At 57.5% G+C, this 21,339-nt stretch carries 20 protein-coding genes and 1 riboswitch; of the genes, 7 read left to right on the top strand and 13 right to left on the bottom strand.

Annotation, left to right across the window (positions count from 1 at the left end):
- Positions 1-3: 3 nt before the first annotated feature.
- Positions 4-1,170, bottom strand: a complete 1,167-nt coding sequence (gene alr / locus WKI41_RS10275) for an alanine racemase (protein WP_340193383.1) — start codon at positions 1,168-1,170, stop codon at positions 4-6.
- A 127-nt stretch (positions 1,171-1,297) separates the two neighbouring features.
- Between alr and WKI41_RS10270 the strand changes: the two genes are divergently transcribed.
- On the top strand, positions 1,298-1,774 hold the full coding sequence (locus tag WKI41_RS10270) for an Lrp/AsnC family transcriptional regulator (RefSeq protein WP_340193382.1): 477 nt from the start codon (positions 1,298-1,300) through the stop codon (positions 1,772-1,774).
- A 13-nt stretch (positions 1,775-1,787) separates the two neighbouring features.
- Here the strand turns inward: WKI41_RS10270 and thiD are convergent, their stop codons facing one another.
- From thiD to WKI41_RS10255, 3 genes are read right to left on the bottom strand one after another with little or no spacing between them, the layout of a single operon-like run.
- Positions 1,788-2,588, bottom strand: a complete 801-nt coding sequence (thiD, locus tag WKI41_RS10265; RefSeq protein ID WP_340193381.1) for a bifunctional hydroxymethylpyrimidine kinase/phosphomethylpyrimidine kinase — start codon at positions 2,586-2,588, stop codon at positions 1,788-1,790.
- Positions 2,585-3,244 (bottom strand): thiamine phosphate synthase, encoded by a 660-nt coding sequence (gene thiE, locus WKI41_RS10260; protein WP_340193380.1) that lies wholly within the window; start codon positions 3,242-3,244, stop codon positions 2,585-2,587. Before thiE ends, thiD begins: the two co-directional genes overlap by 4 nt.
- The gene (locus WKI41_RS10255) at positions 3,231-3,968 is read right to left on the bottom strand and encodes a hydroxyethylthiazole kinase (protein ID WP_425341013.1); all 738 of its coding nucleotides are present in this window, start codon (positions 3,966-3,968) and stop codon (positions 3,231-3,233) included. The genes thiE and WKI41_RS10255 overlap by 14 nt, the downstream gene beginning before the upstream one ends.
- A gap of 70 nt (positions 3,969-4,038) precedes the next feature.
- Positions 4,039-4,141, bottom strand: a riboswitch (TPP riboswitch).
- 210 nt (positions 4,142-4,351) lie between these two features.
- On the opposite strand from WKI41_RS10255, the gene WKI41_RS10250 reads away from it, so the two are divergent.
- On the top strand, positions 4,352-5,020 hold the full coding sequence (locus WKI41_RS10250) for a CHASE3 domain-containing protein (RefSeq protein ID WP_340193379.1): 669 nt from the start codon (positions 4,352-4,354) through the stop codon (positions 5,018-5,020).
- Positions 5,021-5,088: 68 nt separating this feature from the next.
- Here the strand turns inward: WKI41_RS10250 and WKI41_RS10245 are convergent, their stop codons facing one another.
- From WKI41_RS10245 to WKI41_RS10225, 5 genes are all read right to left on the bottom strand, one after another.
- The gene (locus WKI41_RS10245; protein WP_340193378.1) at positions 5,089-6,426 is read right to left on the bottom strand and encodes a telomere resolvase; all 1,338 of its coding nucleotides are present in this window, start codon (positions 6,424-6,426) and stop codon (positions 5,089-5,091) included.
- A gap of 88 nt (positions 6,427-6,514) precedes the next feature.
- Positions 6,515-7,657 carry a M24 family metallopeptidase gene (locus tag WKI41_RS10240; protein ID WP_340193377.1) on the bottom strand — a complete coding sequence of 381 codons (1,143 nt, stop codon included), beginning with the start codon at positions 7,655-7,657 and terminating at the stop codon, positions 6,515-6,517.
- A 187-nt stretch (positions 7,658-7,844) separates the two neighbouring features.
- Positions 7,845-9,209: a virulence factor family protein gene (locus tag WKI41_RS10235; protein ID WP_340193376.1), complete on the bottom strand. Its 1,365-nt coding sequence runs from the start codon at positions 9,207-9,209 to the stop codon at positions 7,845-7,847.
- Positions 9,206-11,806 (bottom strand): bifunctional lysylphosphatidylglycerol flippase/synthetase MprF, encoded by a 2,601-nt coding sequence (mprF, locus tag WKI41_RS10230; protein WP_340193375.1) that lies wholly within the window; start codon positions 11,804-11,806, stop codon positions 9,206-9,208. Before mprF ends, WKI41_RS10235 begins: the two co-directional genes overlap by 4 nt.
- A 147-nt stretch (positions 11,807-11,953) precedes the next feature.
- Positions 11,954-12,991: a dipeptidase gene (locus WKI41_RS10225; protein ID WP_340193374.1), complete on the bottom strand. Its 1,038-nt coding sequence runs from the start codon at positions 12,989-12,991 to the stop codon at positions 11,954-11,956.
- 110 nt (positions 12,992-13,101) lie between these two features.
- Between WKI41_RS10225 and WKI41_RS10220 the strand changes: the two genes are divergently transcribed.
- Complete coding sequence (locus WKI41_RS10220; RefSeq protein WP_340193373.1) at positions 13,102-14,619, top strand: serine hydrolase domain-containing protein; 1,518 nt, start codon at positions 13,102-13,104, stop codon at positions 14,617-14,619.
- Here the strand turns inward: WKI41_RS10220 and WKI41_RS10215 are convergent.
- Positions 14,616-15,482, bottom strand: a complete 867-nt coding sequence (locus WKI41_RS10215; RefSeq protein WP_340193372.1) for a D-amino-acid transaminase — start codon at positions 15,480-15,482, stop codon at positions 14,616-14,618. The two genes, WKI41_RS10220 and WKI41_RS10215, sit on opposite strands and share 4 nt — an antisense overlap.
- Before the next feature lie 159 nt (positions 15,483-15,641).
- A complete protein-coding gene (locus WKI41_RS10210; protein WP_340193371.1) occupies positions 15,642-16,115 on the bottom strand; it encodes a heme-degrading domain-containing protein in 474 nt (157 codons plus the stop codon).
- Between the two features lie 302 nt (positions 16,116-16,417).
- On the opposite strand from WKI41_RS10210, the gene WKI41_RS10205 reads away from it, so the two are divergent.
- Positions 16,418-16,672 (top strand): hypothetical protein, encoded by a 255-nt coding sequence (locus tag WKI41_RS10205; protein WP_340193370.1) that lies wholly within the window; start codon positions 16,418-16,420, stop codon positions 16,670-16,672.
- Between the two features lie 189 nt (positions 16,673-16,861).
- Here the strand turns inward: WKI41_RS10205 and WKI41_RS10200 are convergent, their stop codons facing one another.
- Positions 16,862-17,158: a PRC-barrel domain-containing protein gene (locus WKI41_RS10200; protein ID WP_062423755.1), complete on the bottom strand. Its 297-nt coding sequence runs from the start codon at positions 17,156-17,158 to the stop codon at positions 16,862-16,864.
- Positions 17,159-17,236: 78 nt separating this feature from the next.
- Complete coding sequence (locus tag WKI41_RS10195) at positions 17,237-17,515, bottom strand: putative quinol monooxygenase (RefSeq protein WP_340193369.1); 279 nt, start codon at positions 17,513-17,515, stop codon at positions 17,237-17,239.
- 169 nt (positions 17,516-17,684) lie between these two features.
- On the opposite strand from WKI41_RS10195, the gene WKI41_RS10190 reads away from it, so the two are divergent.
- From WKI41_RS10190 to WKI41_RS10180, 3 genes are all read left to right on the top strand, one after another.
- A complete protein-coding gene (locus WKI41_RS10190; RefSeq protein ID WP_340193368.1) occupies positions 17,685-18,698 on the top strand; it encodes a substrate-binding domain-containing protein in 1,014 nt (337 codons plus the stop codon).
- Positions 18,699-18,801: 103 nt separating this feature from the next.
- Entirely contained in the window at positions 18,802-20,322 is a 1,521-nt protein-coding gene (locus WKI41_RS10185; protein WP_340193367.1) for a sugar ABC transporter ATP-binding protein, read from the top strand.
- A gap of 14 nt (positions 20,323-20,336) precedes the next feature.
- On the top strand, positions 20,337-21,338 hold the full coding sequence (locus WKI41_RS10180; protein ID WP_340193366.1) for an ABC transporter permease: 1,002 nt from the start codon (positions 20,337-20,339) through the stop codon (positions 21,336-21,338).
- The last annotated feature ends 1 nt before the right edge of the window (position 21,339 follow it).

Raw genomic sequence — 21,339 nt, 5'->3', positions numbered from 1 at the left:
GCCTCACTTGTCTCTGGTGATGGTGGAAGAAGCGGCAGCCTGCTTTTCCGGATAGATATAGTGGCGGCGATAGCGCTGGCCCAGCCGCGTCAGGATTTCATAGGCGATGGTGCTGGCATCGGCGGCAATCTCTTCGAGCGCTTGGTTTGGGCCGATGATTTCCACCACGCTTCCATGCGTCAGTGTGCCTTCGGGAAGGGCGGAAATGTCGAGCGTGATGCTGTCCATGGAAACGCGTCCGGCAACGGGAAGTCGGACGCCGTTGAAATAGGCAGCGCCACGGCCGCTGAGCGAACGTGGCAGGCCATCCGCGTAGCCTGCGGCAATCGTTGCCAGCCGGGTCTCTTGCGTGGTGCGCAGCGATGCGCCATAGCCGACGAAGCTTTCGGCAGGCACGGTCCTGGTCTGGACCACGGTTACGCTGAGGCTCACGACCGGCTTCATCGGGTTGGCATGCGCAGCCAAGGGAGCGCCGCCGTAAAGCGCAATGCCGGGGCGCATCAAGGCGTTATGATAATCCGTCCCGAGGAAGATGCCGCCGGAATTGGCAAAGCAAACGGGCACGCCAGGGAAACGCTCGGTCGCCTTGCGCATAGCAGCAAGCTGCACCGCATTAGCCTCATGATCCGGCTCGTCGGCGCAGGCGAGGTGGCTCATGATACAAGTGAGATCGATGCCCTTTAGCAGGTCCGGGCTCGCCACCAGTGTGTCCACCTCATAAGGCGCAAGCCCAAGCCGCGACATGCCGGTATCGATCTGCAGTGCTGCAGGCAGCGTCTTGCCAAGCGCTGCAGCATGTGCGCTCCATTGGGCGAGCTGTTCCAGGCAGTTCAGAACCGGAATGATGTTGAGCGCCGCGCAGGAGGTTTCGTTGCCGGGCTGAAGGCCGTTGAGAACGAAGACTTTTGCGTCGGGAGCGACGTGCAGGCGAAGGGATAACGCCTCATCGATATGGGCAACGAAGAAATGACGGCATCCGGCATCATAAAGAACGGGAGCGACGACATCCGCACCAAGACCATAGGCGTCTGCCTTCACCACCGCGCTCGTTATCCCATGCGGGGCCTTGGCGGCAAGCGTCCGGTAGTTGTCGCGAAGGGCTGCAAGATCGATGGTCAAATAGCCACTTGCGCCACCCTGAGCTTTCTGCTGCTGGAGGGTCATGTCCATTGTCGTTCCCTTTGTTCTTACCATAACAGGGTATTGCAATGATCGTTGAATTTAAGCAGTCTGAGGCGAAGAAAATTCGATAAAATTATCACTCTCGCAACTTTATGCGAGTAAACGAAATGAAATCATGTCCGCTCTCGACGCCACCGATCGTCACATCATTCGTCTGCTGCGATTGAATGCCCGCATCAGCAATGCCAAGCTTGCAGCAGAGGTAGGGCTCTCACCCTCCGCCTGCCTGCGCCGCGTCGATATTCTGGAGCGGGAAGGCGTTATTCGTGGCTATACGGCAATCACGGGAAGTGCCGCCGGCGGCGAGGTGATCTCGGTCATTGTTCAGATCACCCTCGACCGGCAGACAGAGGATTTTCTCAACCGTTTCGAAAATGCCGTGCGACGTTATCCGGAAGTGCGGGAATGCTATCTGATGACCGGCGGCTCGGATTATTTTCTCCGCGTCGAGGTGGAAACGGCGGGTGACTTCGAGCGGGTCCACAAGGATATACTGTCGAAGCTTCCGGGTGTGTCGCGCATCCATTCGAGCTTTGCGATCCGCAATGCGCTTGCTGCTCCCAAGCCTCGTGCGACAGAGCGGAAAACGTAACGGTCGAACTCGGTCAGGGTGTCCACCAGCGATAAAAATGATGCACCGGTCCATGTCCGCCGCCGATCTTGAGATCGCGGCCCGCGGCAAGCGCACCTTGCAGATAGTCTTTGGCAAGACCGACGGAGTCTGTCAGCGGCAGACCAAGCGCCAGGTGGGCTGCAATTGCCGCGGCAAGCGTGCAGCCGGTGCCGTGATCGTTCTTCGTATCGATGCGCGGCATTGCAAATTCTTGGGTCATCTCACTGTCCACAAGAAGATCGACGCTCTCTGATCCGCCACCGTGTCCCCCTTTGATCAGAACAGCCTTCGCACCGAGCGTCAGGATCATCTCCGCCTGTTTCAGCATCGCGGCACGATCGGTGGCGATCCCGGTTCGCGTCAGAAGTGCCGCTTCGGGTAGGTTCGGGGTGGCAAGCGCCGCCTGCGGTAACAACTCGCTTCGAAGCGTTTCGATCGCCTCTTCCTGAAGCAACCGGTCGCCCGACGTGGCCACCATCACCGGGTCGATGATAACCGGCTGGGGTTGGCTCCTTAGCCGCTCGGCGATCGCCTGTATCGTATCGATACGCGATACCATGCCGATCTTGATCGCTTTGATATCGAGATCGGAAAATACCGCATCCATCTGCGCAGCAATCATCGCTGCCGAGACATCCTCAACCGCACTCACGCCCTTGGTGTTTTGTGCGGTGATGGCGGTAATGACGCTGGCACCATAGACGCCAAGGGCGGAGAATGTCTTGAGATCGGCCTGGATGCCAGCGCCGCCGCCGCTGTCGGAGCCGGCAATGGTCAATGCGATGGCGGTCATTTGCGTGCTCCGATCGCGTCATCCACGGCTTTGCGAAACGCCTGGGCCGTCGCCGCGACATCGCTCGCCTGAAACAGGGCGGAGATCAACGCCACGCCATCGGCACCAGCGGCAATCACGTTAGGAACGCGGTCCAGGGTGATGCCGGCAATGGCGCCGACGGGGAGTGCCGGCTGCTCGTCACGCAGGTATGTTCTGAGTTCCTTCAGTCCTGCAAGACCGACTGGCATATCCGGATTATTCTTGGACGTGGTCTCGAACACACCACCAATGCAAGCGTAATCGGCAGGTGCTTGCGCGACGCGTCTGGCGTCGTCCATCGACTTGACGGTGAGCCCAATGATCGCGTCCGGGCCGAGAAGCCGCCTTGCCGTTTCGGCAGCCATATCGTCTGCTCCAAGATGCACGCCATCCGCGCCGGTCGCCATCGCCACATCGACCCGGTCATTGATCACCAGCGGCACACCTGTGCCCTTCAGGGCATCGACGATGCCTTTCGCCCGTTCGATCATCTGGCGTGTCGAAGTGGTTTTGTCGCGGTACTGGATGATCGTCGCGCCGTGTTGCGCGGAAATGACGGCGAGTTCGGGAAGTGACGCAATATCGGCAAGCGAGGCGTCCACAATAGCGTTCAGTCGATAATCAATCTTCGTCATGTTCGATCCTGGCGTGGGAGAGAATGTCTTCGCTTGTAAGATTGAAGAGCGCGTCAAGAAACGCCGCCTCGAACGATCCAGGTCCGCTTGCGTGTCTGGAGGCGATCTCTGCCGAAACGCCGGTGACGGCAAGCGCCGATGCTGCCGCCAGCATCACATCCGGCTCGACAGCCATGAAGGCGGCAATGACGCCACCGGACAGGCATCCGGTTCCCGTCACCTTCGCCATCAAGGCGTGACCGTTGACGATCCGGACCCTGCGGTCTGCGTCCTCCAAGCGATCGACCGCTCCCGTCTGAATGCGCAGTGCGCCGCCGACACCGCCGATGACCGCCATTTCCCCGGCGTTTCCGCGCATGATCGAGGGGTGCAGCTCGCTCAACTCATGGGCGAAGTCCAGTCGCGAAGGGGAGTAATCGCAGTGTACCGGATCGACGATCCAGGGCTTGCCTTGTCTATTGGCAATACCGACCGCGATGCGGATGACTTTGCGGCGCGCTTCGTCCAGCGTCCCGAGGTTGATCGTCAGCGCATCCGTTTTGGTCACGAAGCTTTCGATTTCCTCTTCCGACGATGTCATCGAAGGAATGCCGCCGATTGCGGTAATGCCGTCGGCGGTGAATTTCTGCACCACCGTATTCATCAGGCAGTGGACGCGCGGTCGTCGCTCCCTCACGAGGCTTAAAAGTTCTGCCGCTTTTTCTGCGGTGGGAAAGTTTGCCATCAGCCGATCGTCTCCAGACACGCCGTTTGCGGATCCGGATAAGCATGACGCATGGAAAGAAAGCTGTGCCTGATGGCGACCGTTCCGTTCCTACGCCGGTATTAACCGGATCAGGTTCAAGGGTCCGGCTCACCGCCATCTCAGCATCGTTCAATGCTCCCCTCGGAATGGCTGAATCTAAATGAGAAATGCGGCTTCCTGTCAAGACGTTTGCCAGGCCCGTTAAGACCTTACGGGTTTTATCGAATTCAGTGGAAGAAGCTTGAACTTCCTGATTGTTATCGCGTTGAACCGTCTGGCATAGTGCGTGCCAACCCGTCCGGCCCTTTGGGCACTGGGCGGATATGAAGACGTTGAACTACCTTGCCTGGATGATCTCGTAAATGTCTGACTGGTCCTTGACGTCTCTGCGCCAGAAATATCTGACCTTTCCCACACTGCTGCGGTCGATACCGGTTGGTGTTGTTTTGGCTGCCGGAATTCTCGCTACGTCCTGGACGCATGATCTTTTGAGCGGCCATTACGATATGGTGGTGCACACCTATGAAGCGATCGATACCACCAAGGACGTTCTGATCGCGCTCGATGATGCGGAGACAGGGCAGAGAGGCTATCTCGTCAGCGGCGACAAGCGCTATCTGGCGCCCTATGAGAAGGCGATGGAGCGTCTCCATCTGCTTCAGAATGAGTTGATGACCCGGATATCGGACAATTCCGGCCAGGTCGCCCGCGTCAAATCCTTGGATGCTTTGATCGAGAAGAAGCTCGAAGAGTTGAAGCACTCGATATCGCTCTATGATGACGTCGGTGCAGACGCTGCACGGACGAACGAAATCGGCTACATGGCGGTTGGAACGATGGATCGGATCCGCGAGATCATTGGCGAGATCACCGTCAACGAGCACACCTTGCTGGATACCCGCCACGCCGAGGTCGAAGCCGATGAGTTTCGCATCCGGGTGGTCGCGATTATTGTCGGCCTGGCATCTTTCCTTACGCGAGCAGGCGTCGAAATGTATCTGGCGCGCAGATATCGTCCGATACGATCATAAGGCAGCCCCGGAACGCGCAAGTCGTCGAAGTCATGGTCCGCAAAGGCCGTCCGAATGCTCGCCACGGCTTACTCGCCCGCCATGCCGGGAATCTGATTGACGGTGATCATTTGTCGGATCGTGCGATCAGCAACCCGCTCGGCGCGTGCTCGCGACTCATGCTCGTCCTCGGGAAATGCATAGGTCATGTAAGACAGCGACGTTTCCAGATCGTTGTTGTTATGCCCGAGGATCGCGGCGAAATAGCTGTTTTTCGTGACATTGGCCGGCGCAAAGTTTCGGTAGGCGATTTCTGCGTAGAGGTGACGGAGCCCATAGGGCTTCGGTGGCTCTTCCTTTGGCCAGATATCCTCGAATTTTGCGATCATCGCATCGCGCAGCGGCAGTCTGGCGTCGGTGGAAAACTCGTCCACCTTCATCCCAAGCCAGAGCTTGCCGTCGCTGCTGTTTCTCAGTCGCTTGTAAGCATCCAGCACGATCTTGGCTTGTTCCAGAACCGGAATTTCATAGGTGATGCCGTATTTGGTGCCTTCGCCCTGCTTCGTCTTCGCCTGGCCGTTGAACAGCACGCTCCATTTCGAGACGCCGTTCCCATAGGGTGCTGCAGTAAACTCGGCCTGGGTAAACACTTCGAAGGGACGCCGCCCGGTGGTGCCGATCAGGCCGATGCCGATCGTCAACGGATCCTCCGAGTGAAGGAAGCGGCGGCAGCGTCGCATCACTTCGGAGTAGTGCTCGAAGGTGATGAGCGAGCCGTGCTTGGTGGCAATCTTCGCCATTTTAGCCTTGCGGGCTTCATCGTAAAGCTGCGGCGACCCGGCGGCGATGCGCAGCATCGGATGCTGCTCACCGAATGCTTCGCGGATCGCGTTACGATATTTGGTTATATAGGAAATGACCGTCGCCTGCGTTCTGCCGGCCATAGCATCCATTTCCCCGTCCCAGAGCCTCTGCATCTCTTCCTTGGTGCTGACACCGTTGATGGCAGAAATGAAGTCTGAAACGCGTAGCAGGAAGCGGGGTTTGCGTCCGGCGGTATTATGCTCCGCTCTCTCGATCTTCTCCACGATCGACATTGCCACCCCGCTTTGCGGGTAATCGCCTCGAACTATGTAGGTATCGAGACGCTCGCGCAGCTTCTTCATGTTGCAGATGGCGAGCGGCGTCGTCTTCGGTCCGAATGCGTCCTTCAGCGCATAGCGGTACTTGACGATGTAGAGTTCCAGCGTCTTGGCAGTTCTACCGTTTTCGAAATGAAACCGGACCTCGTCGTCCCAGAGACGTCCGATCGCTTTGGTATCAAAGCTGCCGTCGTCCTTGCGCGTTGTTTTGATCCTATCAATGAAGTCGGCAATGCGATCGGCCAGAATGGGCGTTTTTGTTTTTCTTTTTTCGGCGACGGACATCGATTCCTCCTCAAGCTCTCTTGGGATAGAAATTATATAAATTTTACGCAAGGGCTAACACAGGAGATGAAAGGCTCGACGAGTGAATTTAACCGAAAGGTTGGACAGGTGAGTTTGCCGGCTGTGTGAACCAGCGCGGACCGTCGGCAGCCATGTAGATGTGATCCTCAAGGCGAATGCCGAATTTCCGCGGATAGACCAGCATGGGCTCATTGGAGAAACACATGCCCACTACCAAGGGCTGCGTGTTGCCGCGCACGATATAAGGCCTTTCATGGATTTCCAGTCCGAGACCATGGCCTGCTCTGTGTGGTAGTCCGGGTAGAGCGTAATCCGGCCCAAGACCATGCCGTGCCATCACAGCGCGGGCTGCAGCATCGAGGCTTTCGCAAGCTTCTCCAAGCTGCGCAGCATCGAAAACCGCCTGCTGGGCTTCACGCTCAATGGCCCAGGCGCGAGCAAAATCGGTGCTCGGCTCGTCCATCACATAGGTGCGGGTCAGATCTGAATGATAGCCGTCGATCCGCGTGCCTGTATCGACGAGAATGACGTCACCAGCCTGCAAGGTCTGTTCCCCATCGGCGCCGTGGGGCAGCGAAGTCGCCTCGCCAAAGGAGACAATGCAGAAGGAAGAGCCACCTTCTCCACCAAGCGCGCGGTGTTGCTCGTCGATGAAACGCACGATATCGGAGGCCAATACGCCGGGCGTCATCATCGCGTGCGCGCGTTTATGCACTTCCAGCGTCAGGTTCATCGCATAATCGATGATGGCAATTTCCGCGGCGGATTTCAAAAGCCGAAGACCTCGGATCATCGGACCGCCGTCCACAAGACGATCAGGCCCGACCTTGGCGGCGAGGCTGTGATAGATGAAGAGCGGAAGAGCGTCGTCCAGCGCGATCAGTCCGGATGGGCCAGCGAGACTCGCGACGCGCGCCGCAGGGCTTTCTTCCTCCTGCCAGAGGTGAACCTCACCCTCGATATGGGGAAGCGTGTCGACCCGGCTCTGTTCAAACCCCGGCACGATGTAATGGAGAGCATCCAAGGTGATGACCGCGCCGAGCAGACGCTCGCTCTGGTGCCATACCAGACCGGTAAAATAGCGCAGGCTTTCCGTTGAGCCGAGGAGAACAGCGCTGAAGCCGTGCTCGCGCATCTTCACCCTCAGGCGCTGAAGCCTCTCCTGGCGTTCGGCATCGGAAATGGCAGCAGGCTTGTTGGGGAATTGCATCGTCACACACGTTGGTTGCTGTTCCCAAAGCATGTTCGCGAAGTCTCAGACAGGCGCGCCACGCTTTAGGCCATTGATCTCAAGGAGCGTCTCGAAAGGGTGTATGACCCATCGAAGCGACGCGCTTCTTGAAGCAGTACAAAGGCGGCAGCCTGTATTCAAGATGTCGACAGCGATCGAGGCAGGGTTATTTTTGCAGTCGCTGTTTCAGCGCAGCGACGATCTTGCGGGTCAGCGCCTCATAGTCTTCATCGAAATGATGGCCGCCGTCGATGCCGACAAGCTCCATCCCTTTGTCTTTGAGGGCAGGGCACGCGCTCTCATCGTCATCCGTGCCATAGACGCACTGGACGATCTTGGGGTTAATCTTGGCGAGATCGTTGACCGGGTCCTGTGCACCATCCGATGAGACGCCGAGCCATCCGCCGACGGAAATCTCGTAGGACACCTGGTGGGAAAGCGATAACAGGCTCATTTGTACCACGCGCGCCTTATCCTTCTCCGGCAACCCGTTATAGGTCGCAGGCAGAATGTCGGCGCCGAAGGAATAGCCGATCAAGAGAACGTTGTTGACCTTCCATTCCTTGCGATAGGTGTCGATGATCCGTGCAAGATCGTCGGATACGTCTTGAGGCTTCTTCTCCGACCAGAAGTAACGAAGCGAATCCACGCCGACGACGGGGATACCGTCCTTCTGCAGAAAGTCGCCGACATCCTTGTCGATGTCGCGCCAACCGCCATCGCCGGAATAGACGACTGCCATCGTATCCATAGTGGGCTTGGCTTCGAGAATGGTCAGCGGAAGGCCGAGCGGGCTGTCGGAGTTGGCCGCCGCGTCGATCCGGTCTTCCAGAACCTGAGTCAATGCTGCCGCCGCATCTTCGGTGACATCCTTGACGTCGATGTCCGAATGATCCTTCAAGAGCGCATCGACATGGGCACGTCCCTTCGGATCGGCCTTCGGCGTGAAGAGAACTGTGACCGGCGCGGGAAGCGGACCATCGGTCAGGCCGTAGATCGTGCGATCGCCGACCTTGTCTTTCGTCGCGGGCGTGCAGAGAACCTTCTTCAATGGAATGCTCGCCACAGGATCGACCGCGACAGCCTCTCCAATCGTTGCTACCGGGCTCTGTGCGATCATGGCTAGGACCAGCGCGCCGCCATCGCCGGTGCCGGCGATAATTGGAAGGCTATAATTCGAGACACCAGCCTTGCGCTGGATTTCCTGCGCAAGCTGCTCGATATCAGAAATCATATAGACACAATCATCCGGGTCGGTCTCAAGCGATTTGATGTAGGCAGGAAAATCGATGCCGACGACGGCCGCACCTTTTTCCAGCAGGGCATCTGCCTCTTTCTGCTCGCTCTCATCCCAGCCGTTACCATCCGACACAAGGAATACGGTGGAGGTGATGTCGCCATCGGGCAGCTGAATGTGATCGGCCGGGATCATTCCGGTCTCGTATTTTTGAGCGTCCTGCGCTGGCGCGTGTGAAGGCAGCAAGACCGCTGCCGTGACCAATGCGCCTGTGAGGCATTTCAAAAATCTCATTTACCGATCACTCCTCTCACTCCGCCGCTGATGAGAACCGTTGCATCCATCAAGGCGAGAGCGGCGCTCGTGCCGTTCGAGACGGCAACATATCGTGGCTCCCATTTGGGATGAAATTTAGACTTGAAGGCACGCAGACCTTTGAAATTGTAAAAGCGCTCGCCATGCTCGAACAGTGTACCGCCAATACGGTCCCAGACCGGAGCGGCATCACGCTTCGACATGCCCGAAAGCGGTGCCATGCCGAGGTTAAACTGGGCGTAGCCCTGCTCGCGCATATGTTCGATGATGCTGACAAAGAGGAAGTCCATGGAACCGCGTGGCGCATCCGGTGCAAAGCGCATCAGATCCACTGTCACCTGGCTCTTGGTGTCCGTCATCAGCAGATTTGCGAAGGCGGTGATCTTGCCGTCCTTGTGTAGCACCGCGACCGGCTGAGAGAGAATGTAGTCACGCTCGAAGGAGCCGAGCGAGAAAGTTTTTTCGCGCGTGTTGTGGTGCTCGAGCCAGGAATCGGAGACGCGTCTCAACTCGTCATAGATGGCTGGAACATCGGGCGTGTCGACGACCGAGAAGCTCAGGCCGTCACGTGCGCCGCGGCTGAGAGACTGACGCAGATTGGCAAGCTTGCCACCCTTCAGTTCAAAGCGCTTGAGATCGATCATGGCAAGTTCGCCAAGCTTGAAAGCGCGCAAGCCTGCATCGGTGCAATAGGGCAATGATGCGGATGAGATCTGGTAGAAGACAGCGCGTCCGCCATTGGCGCGCACGGTCTCGACGAACTGCCAGATCAGATCGGAAAACTCGCTTTCGTCGCCCACAGGATCGGCAAGTGCAATCCACGAGCGGCCACGAATGCCGTACATGATGAAGGCATTGCCTTTCTCCGAGAACATGATGTGCTTGTCGCCCATGCGCACCAGATTGGCGTCTGCCACGTCCTGCTTGGCGACGATCTCGGTTGCCTTCTCGATGTCGTCAGGTTTGACCTCCTCCGGCCGGTAGATGACGGGCCGCAAAAGGCTGAAGATGGCGATGGTGGAGGAGGCGAGAACAAGGCCCAGGACGGCGCGAAGTCCACGCGGGGCTTCTTCGGAAAACTCGAACTGCCACCACAGCGTCTGGCTGTAATCCGTGTCGCGATAGACGAAGAGCAGAATGGTCGCGGCACCGGCAACGATCACCGCCATTGCAGCGATCCAGGTTGGCCCAAGCGCCTGACGCAGCAGCGAGGCGTGGCGGGTAAAGGCGCGCATGTTGAAGAACAGCGCGACGATGAAAATACCAAGGAAGATTGCTTCGAAGATCGCAATTGCCTTGATCAGAGAGAAGAACAAGCCGCCTGCTGCCGCAACCAGCGCCACCCACCAGGCACCATCCAGGCGCTGGCTCAGGCCGCGCGATGCAACGACGAGACCAAGGCCCAGGATGCTGGAGAGAAAATGCGCAGCTTCAATGATGGGAAGCGGCACGAAATTGGACAAGAAATCCAGATTGCTGTTCGGCGTCGGCGTCACCGAGGAGAAGATCAGCATTGCGCCGAGGATAAGCGCAAAGGCTGAGAGAAGCGACGGCGCCAGTCGACCGGCCAGATTGCCGATATCGGCCATCACCGGCTTTGCGGCGAACTGCTTCATTTCGGTGATCAGCATCAGGATGATGGCGAAGAGAAGCGGCAGGACGTGATAAATGACGCGGTAAAGGACAAGGCCGCCAAGCAACTGATCGAGGCTGATCGCATTGCCAAGGCCCGCAACCATCACCGCTTCAAAAACGCCAAGACCTGCCGGCACGTGGCTGAGAACGCCAAGACCAACGGCAGTCGCATAGATTGCAAAGAAGCTCGGCCAGCCGACATTGGTCTCCGGCAGCAGAACGTAGAGCACCGAAGCCGAAGCCGCGATATCAAGCGCGGAAACGAGGAACTGGCGAGACGAGGTGCGGCTGTCGGGAAGGCGCAGTTTCAACTGGCTGATCTGAACAACACGCCCGTTGCGACCGACATAGATCAGCGTCGCCAGAATGAGGATGACCACCACCGCCGCGCCGCGCAGCCAGACCGCGTCCACGCCCATGATGCTGGCGACACGTGGCGCAACAATCAGTGTGGCAAGCGCGCTGACGGATAATAGACCGAGTCCAAAGGACAGGGTGACGAACGCAATAACACGGGCGATGTCGGATGGCGTCAGTCCCATGCGCGTATAGGCGCGGAACCGGATCGCGCCGCCGCTCAAAGGTCCAAAGCCCGCAGTGTTGCCAACGGCGTATGCAATAAAGGCCGTGGCGATGACAGAAGGTTTTTTTAGCCTTTTGCCGATGAACTCTATAGCATTGAGATCGTAGCAGATCAGCGCGGCAAAGCTCAGCGCCGTAAACAGCACGGCAAGAAAGGCCGACTTCCAGCTGGTATCGAGAAGAGCGACGACGATGTCATCATAACGAACCTCGGCGGTGAGGCGATAGATCGTCACCGTCATCATGACGAAGACGGCAATCACCGCCAGCGACGTCAAATGGGGTTTGTAACGTTCGAAAAAACCGCTGAGGCCACCTTCGGCCTCTTCAATCGGCGTAACGTCGTTCTTCTCTGTCATTTAATGTTCCACGAAAGCGAGGCGCAGTTTGCCAATCACAGGATTATGACAGTAATTCGTTGTGGTTTCACAAATACGAAAATTCATAATCTTTACGAGATTATCTACAGTATGTCGTTTGTCTAAAACTCTTCGGGCAATACTGGCTTACGCACCCCATGTGCGCTCTAAAACCCGCAGCCAGTTGCCATGGCCGATTTTCTCCAGCGACGCTTGATCGTAGCCAGCTTTGCGAAGCTCTTCGATAAGCAGCGGCAGATCGGACGCATCGCGCATGGCCGTCGGAATTGTCGTGCCATCGAAGTCGGATCCGAGCGCCACGTGGTCGATGCCGATGCGCTCGACGATGTAATCCACATGGCGAACCAGCTCGCGAATATCCGTATCCGGGTTCTTGATGCCATCCCGGCGCAGGAAGAGAACGCCGAAATTGATACCCACCAGACCGCCGGTGTCGCGAATGGCGTCCAGCTGGCGGTCGGTCAGGTTGCGGCTGTGATTGCAGAGCGCATGAGCATTGGAGTGCGAGGCCACCAGAGGCGCATCCGACAGTTTGGCGATATCCCAGAAGCCCTGCTCGTTCATGTGCGACAGATCGATCATGACCTTCAGCTCGTTGGAGGTCTTGACGAGGCGTCGTCCCGCTTCTGTCAGTCCCGGGCCGATGTCGGGCGAAGAGGGGAAGCGGAAGGGAACGCCATAGGCAAAGATGTTGGGTCTGCTCCAGACGGGACCAAGCGTGCGAAGACCTGCCTGATGCAAAACGTAAAGCGCTTCTAGGTCAGTGTCGAAGGCCTCGACACCTTCGATGTGGAAGACCGAGGCAAAGGAACCGCGTGCCATGGCGTCGCGAATATCGGCGGCACTTCGGCAAACCTTCAGGCCGCCCTTCGACTGCGCTTCGATGCGAAACAGCAGACCGGCCATCGCAAGGGTCGTGGCCAGTGCCGTCTGCTGCGTCGGTGCCAGGAAGTCGCCATTCGCATCCGTTCCGCGCGGCGACGGGATGTAGACGGCACAAAGCCCGCCCGCCAATCCGCCTTTTTTAGCCTTGAGAAGATCGATATGGCCGGCGCTGTCGCCTTCAATGAAACGTTCTTCCGGGTTGGAATAGCCGGAGAGTTTCAATCGCAACAGAACATCATTATGTCCATCGAAGACAGGCAGGACGGTTTGATCGGTCATAGGATTGCTTCCAACTGGTGTCATGGCGTTCTTGCTCTATCCCCGACAGCGGGGCAAATGCAATGCAAGAATGGCATCCGCCGCCTGGTCGAACCAAGAGGATGAGGGTGATGGTGAAGACGATGGACTGGAGCGCCGCATCGAAGGCCGCTGAAGATTTGGTCTCTCACTGGGGTGACAATGAGCCCGGTGGCTGCGTGATAGGCTACGATCGATCCGGCACTCGATTTGTTCATGCTGGCGGTGTCGAAAGTCTTTCCACGCTTGTGCCTTTTTCGTCGAAGACAGTGGCGCGCTACGCGTCGCTTACCAAACATGTGTTTTGCGCGATGGTCCTTACCCATCGCGAGGTCATCGACCTCGACGACAGGCTTGGGGATCATCTGCCGGAACTACAATCCCCATTAAGCGACGTCACGGTTGGTCAGGCGCTGGATATGAGCGGAGGCTTGCCGGATGTGCGCGAATGCCTGTCGCTGCTTGGCCTCTCGGTTTACAGCGAGACCAAATCGGAGCCGTTGCTCAATTATGTCGCGCGCCAGACAAGGCTGAATTTTCAAGCCGGCACGGAAGTGTCCTATTCCAATACCGGCTACCGATTAGTCGAGGCCGCGTTGGCGCGAAGAGGCCTGCCCTTCGGCGACTTTGTGCAAAAGCGAATCGCCAATCCTATCGGAGTTACCCTGGCCGCTCCGGATGTCTGGAATGATCCAGTTCGTGGACTCGCCCCAGGCTATTGGAAATCCGACACAGGCTGGCAATTGTCTGCGGCCGGCCTTCATCTTTCTGCCTCGGGCAGCCTTGCCGGAAGTGCCGAAGCCTTGGTTGCATGGCTGCGCTGCCTGTTGGCGGGCGAGCAAGGTTTCGCCGACGTATTCGGCCAACTGTCCGATCCGCGTTCGCTCAGCGATGGCAGGTTGAGCGAATACGGCCTCGGCCTGCGCTGGACCCATCTCGGCAACCGCCGCTTCGTCGGCCATGGCGGATCGCATCCCGGATACAAGAGCTATTTTCTGCTCGATCCTGAGAACGGCACCGGCTTTGTTGTGCTTTCCAATCGCGAGGACACCAACGGCTTCAAGATTGCACTCGAAAGCATGGCGGCGTTGACGGGATTGCCGTTGCCAAAACCCGCGGCATCTTTGCCGGATGGTCTCTACGTCACCGAGTCCGGGCCATGGTGGCAGGACATCAAAGGCAGCACCTGCAGTTTTCTCGATGCGGAAGAAACGCTCTACGAAGATGGTGATGGATGGGTCTCGTCCCGTTCAGCGTCATCGCCAATTCGTCTTCGCTTCGATGGAGTGGCAGTCGTGGGAGAGGTCGGTCATGCGACCCGACGGTTCCTGCCCGTCGCGCCCGATGAACAAGATCAGGCAAAGCTCGATGGACGCTGGCGATCGGACGAAGGCGCGGAGTTCGAGATTATCGCAGGTAGGCTCATCATGGGCATCGGCCCGCTTCGGCAAAGAATGGAACTGACCGCCCTCGGAAACGGGCGCTATCTGTCCACTCTTCACGATGGTCCCTGGACGAAGCGCGTCTGCCTCCACATGCTCGGTGATGACCATGTGGAGCTTGTGACAAGCCGAGCGCGAATGATCGAGTATCGGCGAGACAGGTTTTAAGCGTTGACGGGAATGCCAGCTGCGAGTTGCTCGCGGATGTAGATATCGAGAAGACGGCGGCTGACCGGGCCGATTTCGCCGGAGCCCACTTTGTCGCCATCTATTCTGACGACCGGTGTGACGAAGCTGGTTGCAGACGTCACGAATGCCTCGGATGCGGACTTGGCTTCTTCTGGGGTGAAAGCGCGCTCTTCCACCTGGAGATCCGCCTGCCTGGCGAGGTGAAGAATGGAGCCGCGGGTGATACCATGCAGCAGCGCGTTCGATAGATCGCGCGTGACCAATACGCCGTCCTGCGTGACCATGTGGAAATTGGCGGAGCTTGCTTCGGTGATGTAGCCGTTTTCGACGAAGACCACGTCATCGTAGCCTTCCCTGTTGGCTTCCGTCTTGCGAAGCGACGAATAGAGAAGCTGGACGGTCTTGATCTGCCGGTCCGACCAGCGGCCTTCTGGCACTGTCTTGACCGAAAGACCGGTCTTCCATTTCGGATTGTCCAGCACCTTCTTGGCCTGAGTGAACATCACGAAGGTCGGCTCCATCGCATCAGGAAAGACAAAGTCGCGATCCTGAACGCCACGGGAAACCTGAAGATAGATCAGGCCGTCCTCAATGCTGTTCCGTCTTGCGATTTCCTTGTGCAATTCCAGCAATTCGGCTTCCGCAACCGGCATGGCAATACCGAGCGCATCCAGCGACCGCTTCAAGCGGGCGAGGTGGCCGGGATAATCAACGAGCTTGCCCTGAATGATCGCTGTTACCTCATAAATGGCGTCGGCAAACAGGAAGCCACGATCGAAGACCGATACTTTCGCATCGCCTTCCGCAACCCACGCGCCATCGAGATAAACCGTCCTGTCCATGATCCTGCCTCTGCCTGTCATATGTCTACCAGCCCACTTCCCTGTCTGGCATTGCGACCATCAGGATGCAAGGCTGGCAGTGTGAAAGCGGCGGCGTTCGCTTTAGCCATACCGTCACTTAACTCCGCTCAGAACTGCGTTCGAGTGGCCCGATCGCTCTCAGACAGCCAGAAGTTCACCAAGGCTTTCCACGATCATGGCGTGATCTTCGATATCGGGAAGTCCGCTCACGGCGACCGAGCCCACGAGCGTGCCGCCTTTTAAAACAAGCGGAAATCCGCCGCCGCTTGCGACATAGTCCGTTACAGGCAAGCCGAACTTCGCGTTGAAGTCATACCCCTTGGCTTCCGCCTCAAGGCGCATGCGAAGTGAACTGCGGTGGAAGCGGTGGACGACGGCGCATTTGCGCCTAGTCCACCCGAAGTTATCGATGGTCGCGCCCGGCAGCAGTGTTGCAAACACAACGTCACTCCCGTGCCTAACCTCTATAGCAACAGGGTGCTTCCCGGCTGCGGCCTTCTCACGGATCAGGCTTCCGAGTGTCCAAGCGAACTCATAGTGGAATGTCGGGATTTGGAGCGCGGCTTCTTCCGTTTTTACGCTATCGATCGTCGGTTTGGTGGTCTGCGTCATGAAGCCCTCAGGTCAAAGTGGTGCACTGGAGATGGCCGACTGAATAGTAGCAGTGCGGTTGTCAGACAAGTGTTTTAAAAACTGTCACGTTGGCGAAGTGTTCAGACAGGTATCATAACGTGACATCGTAGTGGATCACATATATTTCCGGTACCTCTACGTCATCAGCAGTGTCTGACCTCTCGCTGCCGATCTTCAAATCTCCGCGAATTCCTCAATATTATGAGCGACAGCAGATACTTATGGGAACAAAATAATTTATGCGGAAGTTATCACATATATAATTACTGCTTGGTGCGACGATGAACACACAGCCTACGTCCTACTCAACCGTTCCGCTCTCGTCAGATGATCTGGAAGAGGTCAACCGCTTCCTGAATGCGTGGTGCGAAGAAAACGGCGTCGATAAGACGGACGGCAGGGCGCAGGAAGTGGCCTCCGCGCTGATCGAATGGTATGCAACGAGCCCGAGCTATCGGCAGAAATCAAAACTGGAACACGCGCCACATCTGCCAGAGTCCGATAAGATTTCCGCACTTATGGACCGGCTTAAGTAGGGTCTGTCTTGTTCGACGCCGACGTGCAAGCTCCGGCGGCTCACAGCTGGACGCAAAGGCTGACGTCGTTATCTAACGGAAACGTGAGAAGATTGAGGGCGTCGGACTGCGGTAGACGGTGGGCAGTCTGTTGCTATTAAGAGCAGGCGAGAGGCAGCCAAAGCGAGCTGCCTCTGCTTCTGCTAGAAATCAATCTCGATGCTCTGGCATCTCCTTGAGCTGGTCCTTGGTCCAGGAGGTCACGGCGTGCACATCGCCGTCCTCATCGCGCATAAAGTCGAGGTCAGAAATGGAAACCGCGACAGGTTTAGCGCCGATGCCAAGAAAGCCGCCGACATCGATGATCACGCTGCTGCTTTCACCAATACCATGGACATGGTCAACCTTACCAACCTTGTGATCGTCTGCTCCGTAGACCGTGGCTCCTGCGAGCACTGAGGGTCTCAGTTCATCAACGGTGAGGCGGATGTGATTGCTGTGATCCATGATCTTTCTCCTGTTGTTGGGACAAAGATAACTCATGGATTCCACTCCTGTTCCGAAGGAAATCAAACGCCCGACAGATCAGGGAGCGGGCATATACCGTTCAAGTGTGAGCGCCAGTGATGCTGTTTTGTGTTTGAACGCCGCGAAATGGTTCGACGAGCGATGCGCGGCAACGGCTTCTTCATCTCTAAATTCTTCGAGCAGTAGAAAGCTTGTTTGTTGTCCGCTGGATCGGAAGACGTCAAAGCTGATATTGCCTGGCTCCAGGCGAGTTTCTTGCTGCAGGATAATCAGTTCCCTGAATAGCGTTTCGGCTTGTGAGGCCTCACAGCCCATGCGTATGCGGATACTTACCAATGCGTTTTCCCCTATCACGATTTCTCGTCACTGAAATAAATTTCATGCATGAAAATATTATGCAGACGGCATTGACGCAAGACTGACCGTGCGTTAGTTGTCTTCTCGTGCAATAAATTTCTTACGAAGAATTTTATTTCATTGACCGATTTATCTCTGGGAGGGGAAAATGCTGAAGTCTTTGAAAGCTGCAACCGCCATGGCTCTGGTTGCTGTCGCTGTTGCCGGCTGGTCCGTAAAGCCTGCCAATGCAGAAGGAAAGTTCGCCTGTGAGCCGGGTGAAACCTATGCGATGAATGTCATGGTCTCCGGCCATCCTTACTGGGTACCCGTCTTTGAAGGCTTCAAGCAGGCCGCCAAGTCTTTGGGCTGCGAAGCCGTTTTCACCGGCACGCCGGAATATGATATCACCAAGCAGATCGCTTCCTTCGAACAGGAAGTCGTCAAGAAGCCGAAGGGCATTCTGCTGCACCCAATGCAGGCCGACCCGTTCATCGAGCCGATCAACAAGGCAATTGAGTCCGGCATTTCGATTACGACCTTTGCGGCTGACTCACCAAAGTCCAAGCGCACGGCCTATATCACCTCAGACAATGTCGCGGAGGCCAAGTTTGCGGCTGACGAAATCGTCAAGGTTCTGGGCGAGAAGGGTGAGTATGCCGTTCTCGAAAATCCGGGCCAGAGCAATCATGATCTACGCGTCACCGCCCTCGTCGATTACATGGGCACCACTCATCCGGACATGAAGCTCGTGGCGCGTCAGGCGACGAACCAGGATTCCAACGCAGCCTATCAGGCGGTCTCCGCTATGCTGCAGGCCAATCCAAATCTCGGCGCTCTCTGGATCCCCGAGGCCGGCTCTGCCGAAGGTGCTGTTGCTGCAGTTCTTGCGGCCAAGAAGAAGGTCCTTATTCTCCACGCGGATATCACGCCAGCGACGCTCGAGCAGATCAAGCAGGGCAACATCCATATGGCGATCAACCCCAACCAGGGCATTCAGGGCTTCATGGGGTTCATCAACACGTTCCTCGGCGCTCATCCCAACCTGATCGATCCGTTCAACGACTATAAGGTCTCCGGCTTCAACCCGATGCAGATCCCGTCGATGGACAACGGTTTTGCGGTGATCACCAAGGACAACGCCGACTCCTTCGACCTCAACACGTACATGAAGGGCCGCTGACCAGCGTCCCCGTGCGTCCGAGAGATGCACAGTGTTTCCAGTATCTCCGGCGGTGCGGACTGCATCGCCGGGATCGTCGAAATGATCGATCGGGAGGGGTGTCATGGCCGAGGTCGTACTCAGCATGACGAATATTCATAAGTCGTTCGGGCCTGTCCGTGCTCTTCGGGGCGCCGAGCTTGAATTGCGCCGCGGCGAGATCCACGCTCTGGCAGGTGAAAACGGTGCCGGAAAGTCGACGCTGATGCATATCATCGATGGCATCCTGCAGCCGGATAGCGGTGAAATTCGTCTGGACGGCGTGGCCACCCGCATATCCTCACCCAACGCCGCCAATCGCCTTGGCATCGGTTTCGTCCACCAAGAGATCGCACTCTGCCCGGAAATCTCGGTCGCAGAAAACATGTTCATGGCTGAAACGGGCCGCAGCCGCACCCTGTTGATGGACTATCGGTCGCTGTGTGAACGTGCCGAAAACATTCTGAAGGAGCTTGGTGATATCGATCCAAGGCGCCGTGCCGGCGATCTATCGATCTCGCAGCAGCAGATCGTCGAAATCGCCAAGGCGTTGACGCTCGACTGCCGCATTCTCATTCTCGACGAGCCGACTGCGGCCTTGACCGAGACCGAGGCGCAGACACTCTTCAAGATCATGCATCGCCTAGCGGAGCGCGGCATCGCGATCATCTATATCTCCCATCGCATGGCAGAAATCTTTCAGCATTGCGACCGCATCACCATCATGCGCGATGGCTGCCACATCAAGACGGCGGATATCGCGTCGATTACCCCGCAGGATGTCGTCAACAGCATGGTCGGGCGTGTCCTCGACAAGCTCTACCCGCCAAAGCAGGCGCCGGATGCCAGATCGGATGAGGTGATCCTTTCGGTGCGTGGACTAAAGGAGGGGAGAAGGGTTCGCGATGTCAGCTTTGACCTGCGCAAGGGTGAAATTCTTGGGCTGGCGGGCCTGATCGGAGCAGGACGCAGCGAGATCGTCCGCGCTATTTGCCGGCTGGAAGGCAAAGCGGAGGGCGAGGTCAGCCTCAGGGGGCGCAAGCTTTCGTTGCGCGATTATCGTGACAGCATCCGCGAGGGGCTGGTTTACGTGTCCGAAGACCGTAAGGGGGACGGCCTGTTTCTCAATATGTCGATCGCCACCAATGTGTCGGCCCTCGATGTCGGGCGCGTGTCCAGCGGGCTCGGCTTCATCAGCCGTCGCAAAGAAGCTGCGCGTGCGAGCTACTTCGGCGATCGGCTGAAGCTGCGCTCCAATGATGTCGGCGAGGCGGTCAATACGCTGAGTGGCGGCAACCAGCAGAAAGTGGCCTTGGCGAAAATGCTGTCGGTAGAACCGCAGGTCGTGTTTCTCGACGAGCCGACGCGCGGCGTCGATGTCGGAGCCAAGGCGGAAATCCACCGGCAGATCCGCGATCTCGCCAATGAAGGCGTCGGTGTCGTGGTCATATCGTCCGAGCTTCCCGAGCTCATTGGGGTGAGCGACCGGGTTCTCGTGGTGCGAGAAGGACGTATCACCGGCGAGGTCACCGGTGCGGACATGACGGAAGAACGGATCATGCATCTCGCATCGATCAGCAGTCAATCGCAGCTCTGCGAAGCGTGAGGGGAACGGCAGACATGGCAACGATCGATACACAGCATCACGTAGCGAGCGGGCATGAAGCCCGTACGCAGTGGTGGACACCGGCGATCAAAGCGCGCGAGACGGGCCTCATCGTCATCATTCTCGCGCTCTTTACCGTGATGTCCTTTATCTCGCCCTACTTCCTGACAGTCGACAACCTTCGGGCGATGGCCATGGCCTTTGCGGTCGAAAGCATTGTCGTTGTCGGCATGACGATCCTCTTGATCTCCGGCGGCATCGATCTTTCGGTCGGTTCTGTCACGGCACTTGCCATGGTGGTTGCCGGTTGGCTTTTCTTAAACGGCGTCGACCCCTGGGCCGCAGCAGCCCTCGCAATCATGGCCACCACCTGTATCGGCATGGCCATGGGCTTTCTGACGACCGTCGTCGGACTGCATCACTTCATCGTCTCGCTTGGCGTTATGGTCATTGCCAGAGGCGTGTGCCTGCTTGCAACGGGTGGTCGACCGCTTAGTCTTTTCTCTCTGCCGCTGGAGTTCAAGTTCATCGGTCAGGGATCGGTCTACGGCATTCCGCTCGTGCTTATTATCTTCGTGGTCGTCGTCGTCGCCTTCGATTTGATGCTGCGCCGCACCACTGCATTCCGCAAAGTCTTCTATGTCGGCAGCAATCCGAAAGCTGCCGCCTACTCCGGCATTCGCGTCGGACGCGTCGTCTTCGCCACCACCACGCTTTGCTCGATGCTTTGTGGCGTGGCAGGCGTGATCTACATGGCCCGCTTCGGCTCGGCTCAGCCAAGCTTCGGTGTCGGTATGGAGCTGAACGTCATCGCCGCTGCCGTCATTGGCGGAGCAAGCCTATCGGGCGGTTCGGGTACGATCCTCGGCGCGATCCTCGGTGCCGTTCTGCTTTCGGTGGTTTCAAGCTCGCTCTCTTTGCTCAATGTGTCGGTCTACTGGCAGGACATTATTCGGGGTAGCATCTTGCTCGCTGCCGTGCTCTTCGACCATTACCTGGTCAAGCGCCGCCGCTAAA

Origin of the sequence: Agrobacterium larrymoorei (genome assembly GCF_037722385.1) — a bacterium.
GTDB lineage: Bacteria > Pseudomonadota > Alphaproteobacteria > Rhizobiales > Rhizobiaceae > Agrobacterium > Agrobacterium larrymoorei_C.
Note: the sequence above shows the minus strand (reverse complement) of the source record. Positions and strands in the feature narration are given on the sequence as shown.

What these genes read in the sequence shown, in the direction of transcription:
- alr (WP_340193383.1), bottom strand. Translation starts at nt 1,170, where the DNA reads ATGGACATGACCCTCCAGCAGCAGAAAGCTCAGGGTGGCGCAAGTGGC.
- WKI41_RS10270 (WP_340193382.1), top strand. Translation starts at nt 1,298, where the DNA reads ATGTCCGCTCTCGACGCCACCGATCGTCACATCATTCGTCTGCTGCGA.
- thiD (WP_340193381.1), bottom strand. Translation starts at nt 2,588, where the DNA reads ATGACCGCCATCGCATTGACCATTGCCGGCTCCGACAGCGGCGGCGGC.
- thiE (WP_340193380.1), bottom strand. Translation starts at nt 3,244, where the DNA reads ATGACGAAGATTGATTATCGACTGAACGCTATTGTGGACGCCTCGCTT.
- WKI41_RS10255 (WP_425341013.1), bottom strand. Translation starts at nt 3,968, where the DNA reads ATGGCAAACTTTCCCACCGCAGAAAAAGCGGCAGAACTTTTAAGCCTC.
- WKI41_RS10250 (WP_340193379.1), top strand. Translation starts at nt 4,352, where the DNA reads ATGTCTGACTGGTCCTTGACGTCTCTGCGCCAGAAATATCTGACCTTT.
- WKI41_RS10245 (WP_340193378.1), bottom strand. Translation starts at nt 6,426, where the DNA reads ATGTCCGTCGCCGAAAAAAGAAAAACAAAAACGCCCATTCTGGCCGAT.
- WKI41_RS10240 (WP_340193377.1), bottom strand. Translation starts at nt 7,657, where the DNA reads ATGCAATTCCCCAACAAGCCTGCTGCCATTTCCGATGCCGAACGCCAG.
- WKI41_RS10235 (WP_340193376.1), bottom strand. Translation starts at nt 9,209, where the DNA reads ATGAGATTTTTGAAATGCCTCACAGGCGCATTGGTCACGGCAGCGGTC.
- mprF (WP_340193375.1), bottom strand. Translation starts at nt 11,806, where the DNA reads ATGACAGAGAAGAACGACGTTACGCCGATTGAAGAGGCCGAAGGTGGC.
- WKI41_RS10225 (WP_340193374.1), bottom strand. Translation starts at nt 12,991, where the DNA reads ATGACCGATCAAACCGTCCTGCCTGTCTTCGATGGACATAATGATGTT.
- WKI41_RS10220 (WP_340193373.1), top strand. Translation starts at nt 13,102, where the DNA reads ATGGTGAAGACGATGGACTGGAGCGCCGCATCGAAGGCCGCTGAAGAT.
- WKI41_RS10215 (WP_340193372.1), bottom strand. Translation starts at nt 15,482, where the DNA reads ATGGACAGGACGGTTTATCTCGATGGCGCGTGGGTTGCGGAAGGCGAT.
- WKI41_RS10210 (WP_340193371.1), bottom strand. Translation starts at nt 16,115, where the DNA reads ATGACGCAGACCACCAAACCGACGATCGATAGCGTAAAAACGGAAGAA.
- WKI41_RS10205 (WP_340193370.1), top strand. Translation starts at nt 16,418, where the DNA reads ATGAACACACAGCCTACGTCCTACTCAACCGTTCCGCTCTCGTCAGAT.
- WKI41_RS10200 (WP_062423755.1), bottom strand. Translation starts at nt 17,158, where the DNA reads ATGGATCACAGCAATCACATCCGCCTCACCGTTGATGAACTGAGACCC.
- WKI41_RS10190 (WP_340193368.1), top strand. Translation starts at nt 17,685, where the DNA reads ATGCTGAAGTCTTTGAAAGCTGCAACCGCCATGGCTCTGGTTGCTGTC.
- WKI41_RS10185 (WP_340193367.1), top strand. Translation starts at nt 18,802, where the DNA reads ATGGCCGAGGTCGTACTCAGCATGACGAATATTCATAAGTCGTTCGGG.
- WKI41_RS10180 (WP_340193366.1), top strand. Translation starts at nt 20,337, where the DNA reads ATGGCAACGATCGATACACAGCATCACGTAGCGAGCGGGCATGAAGCC.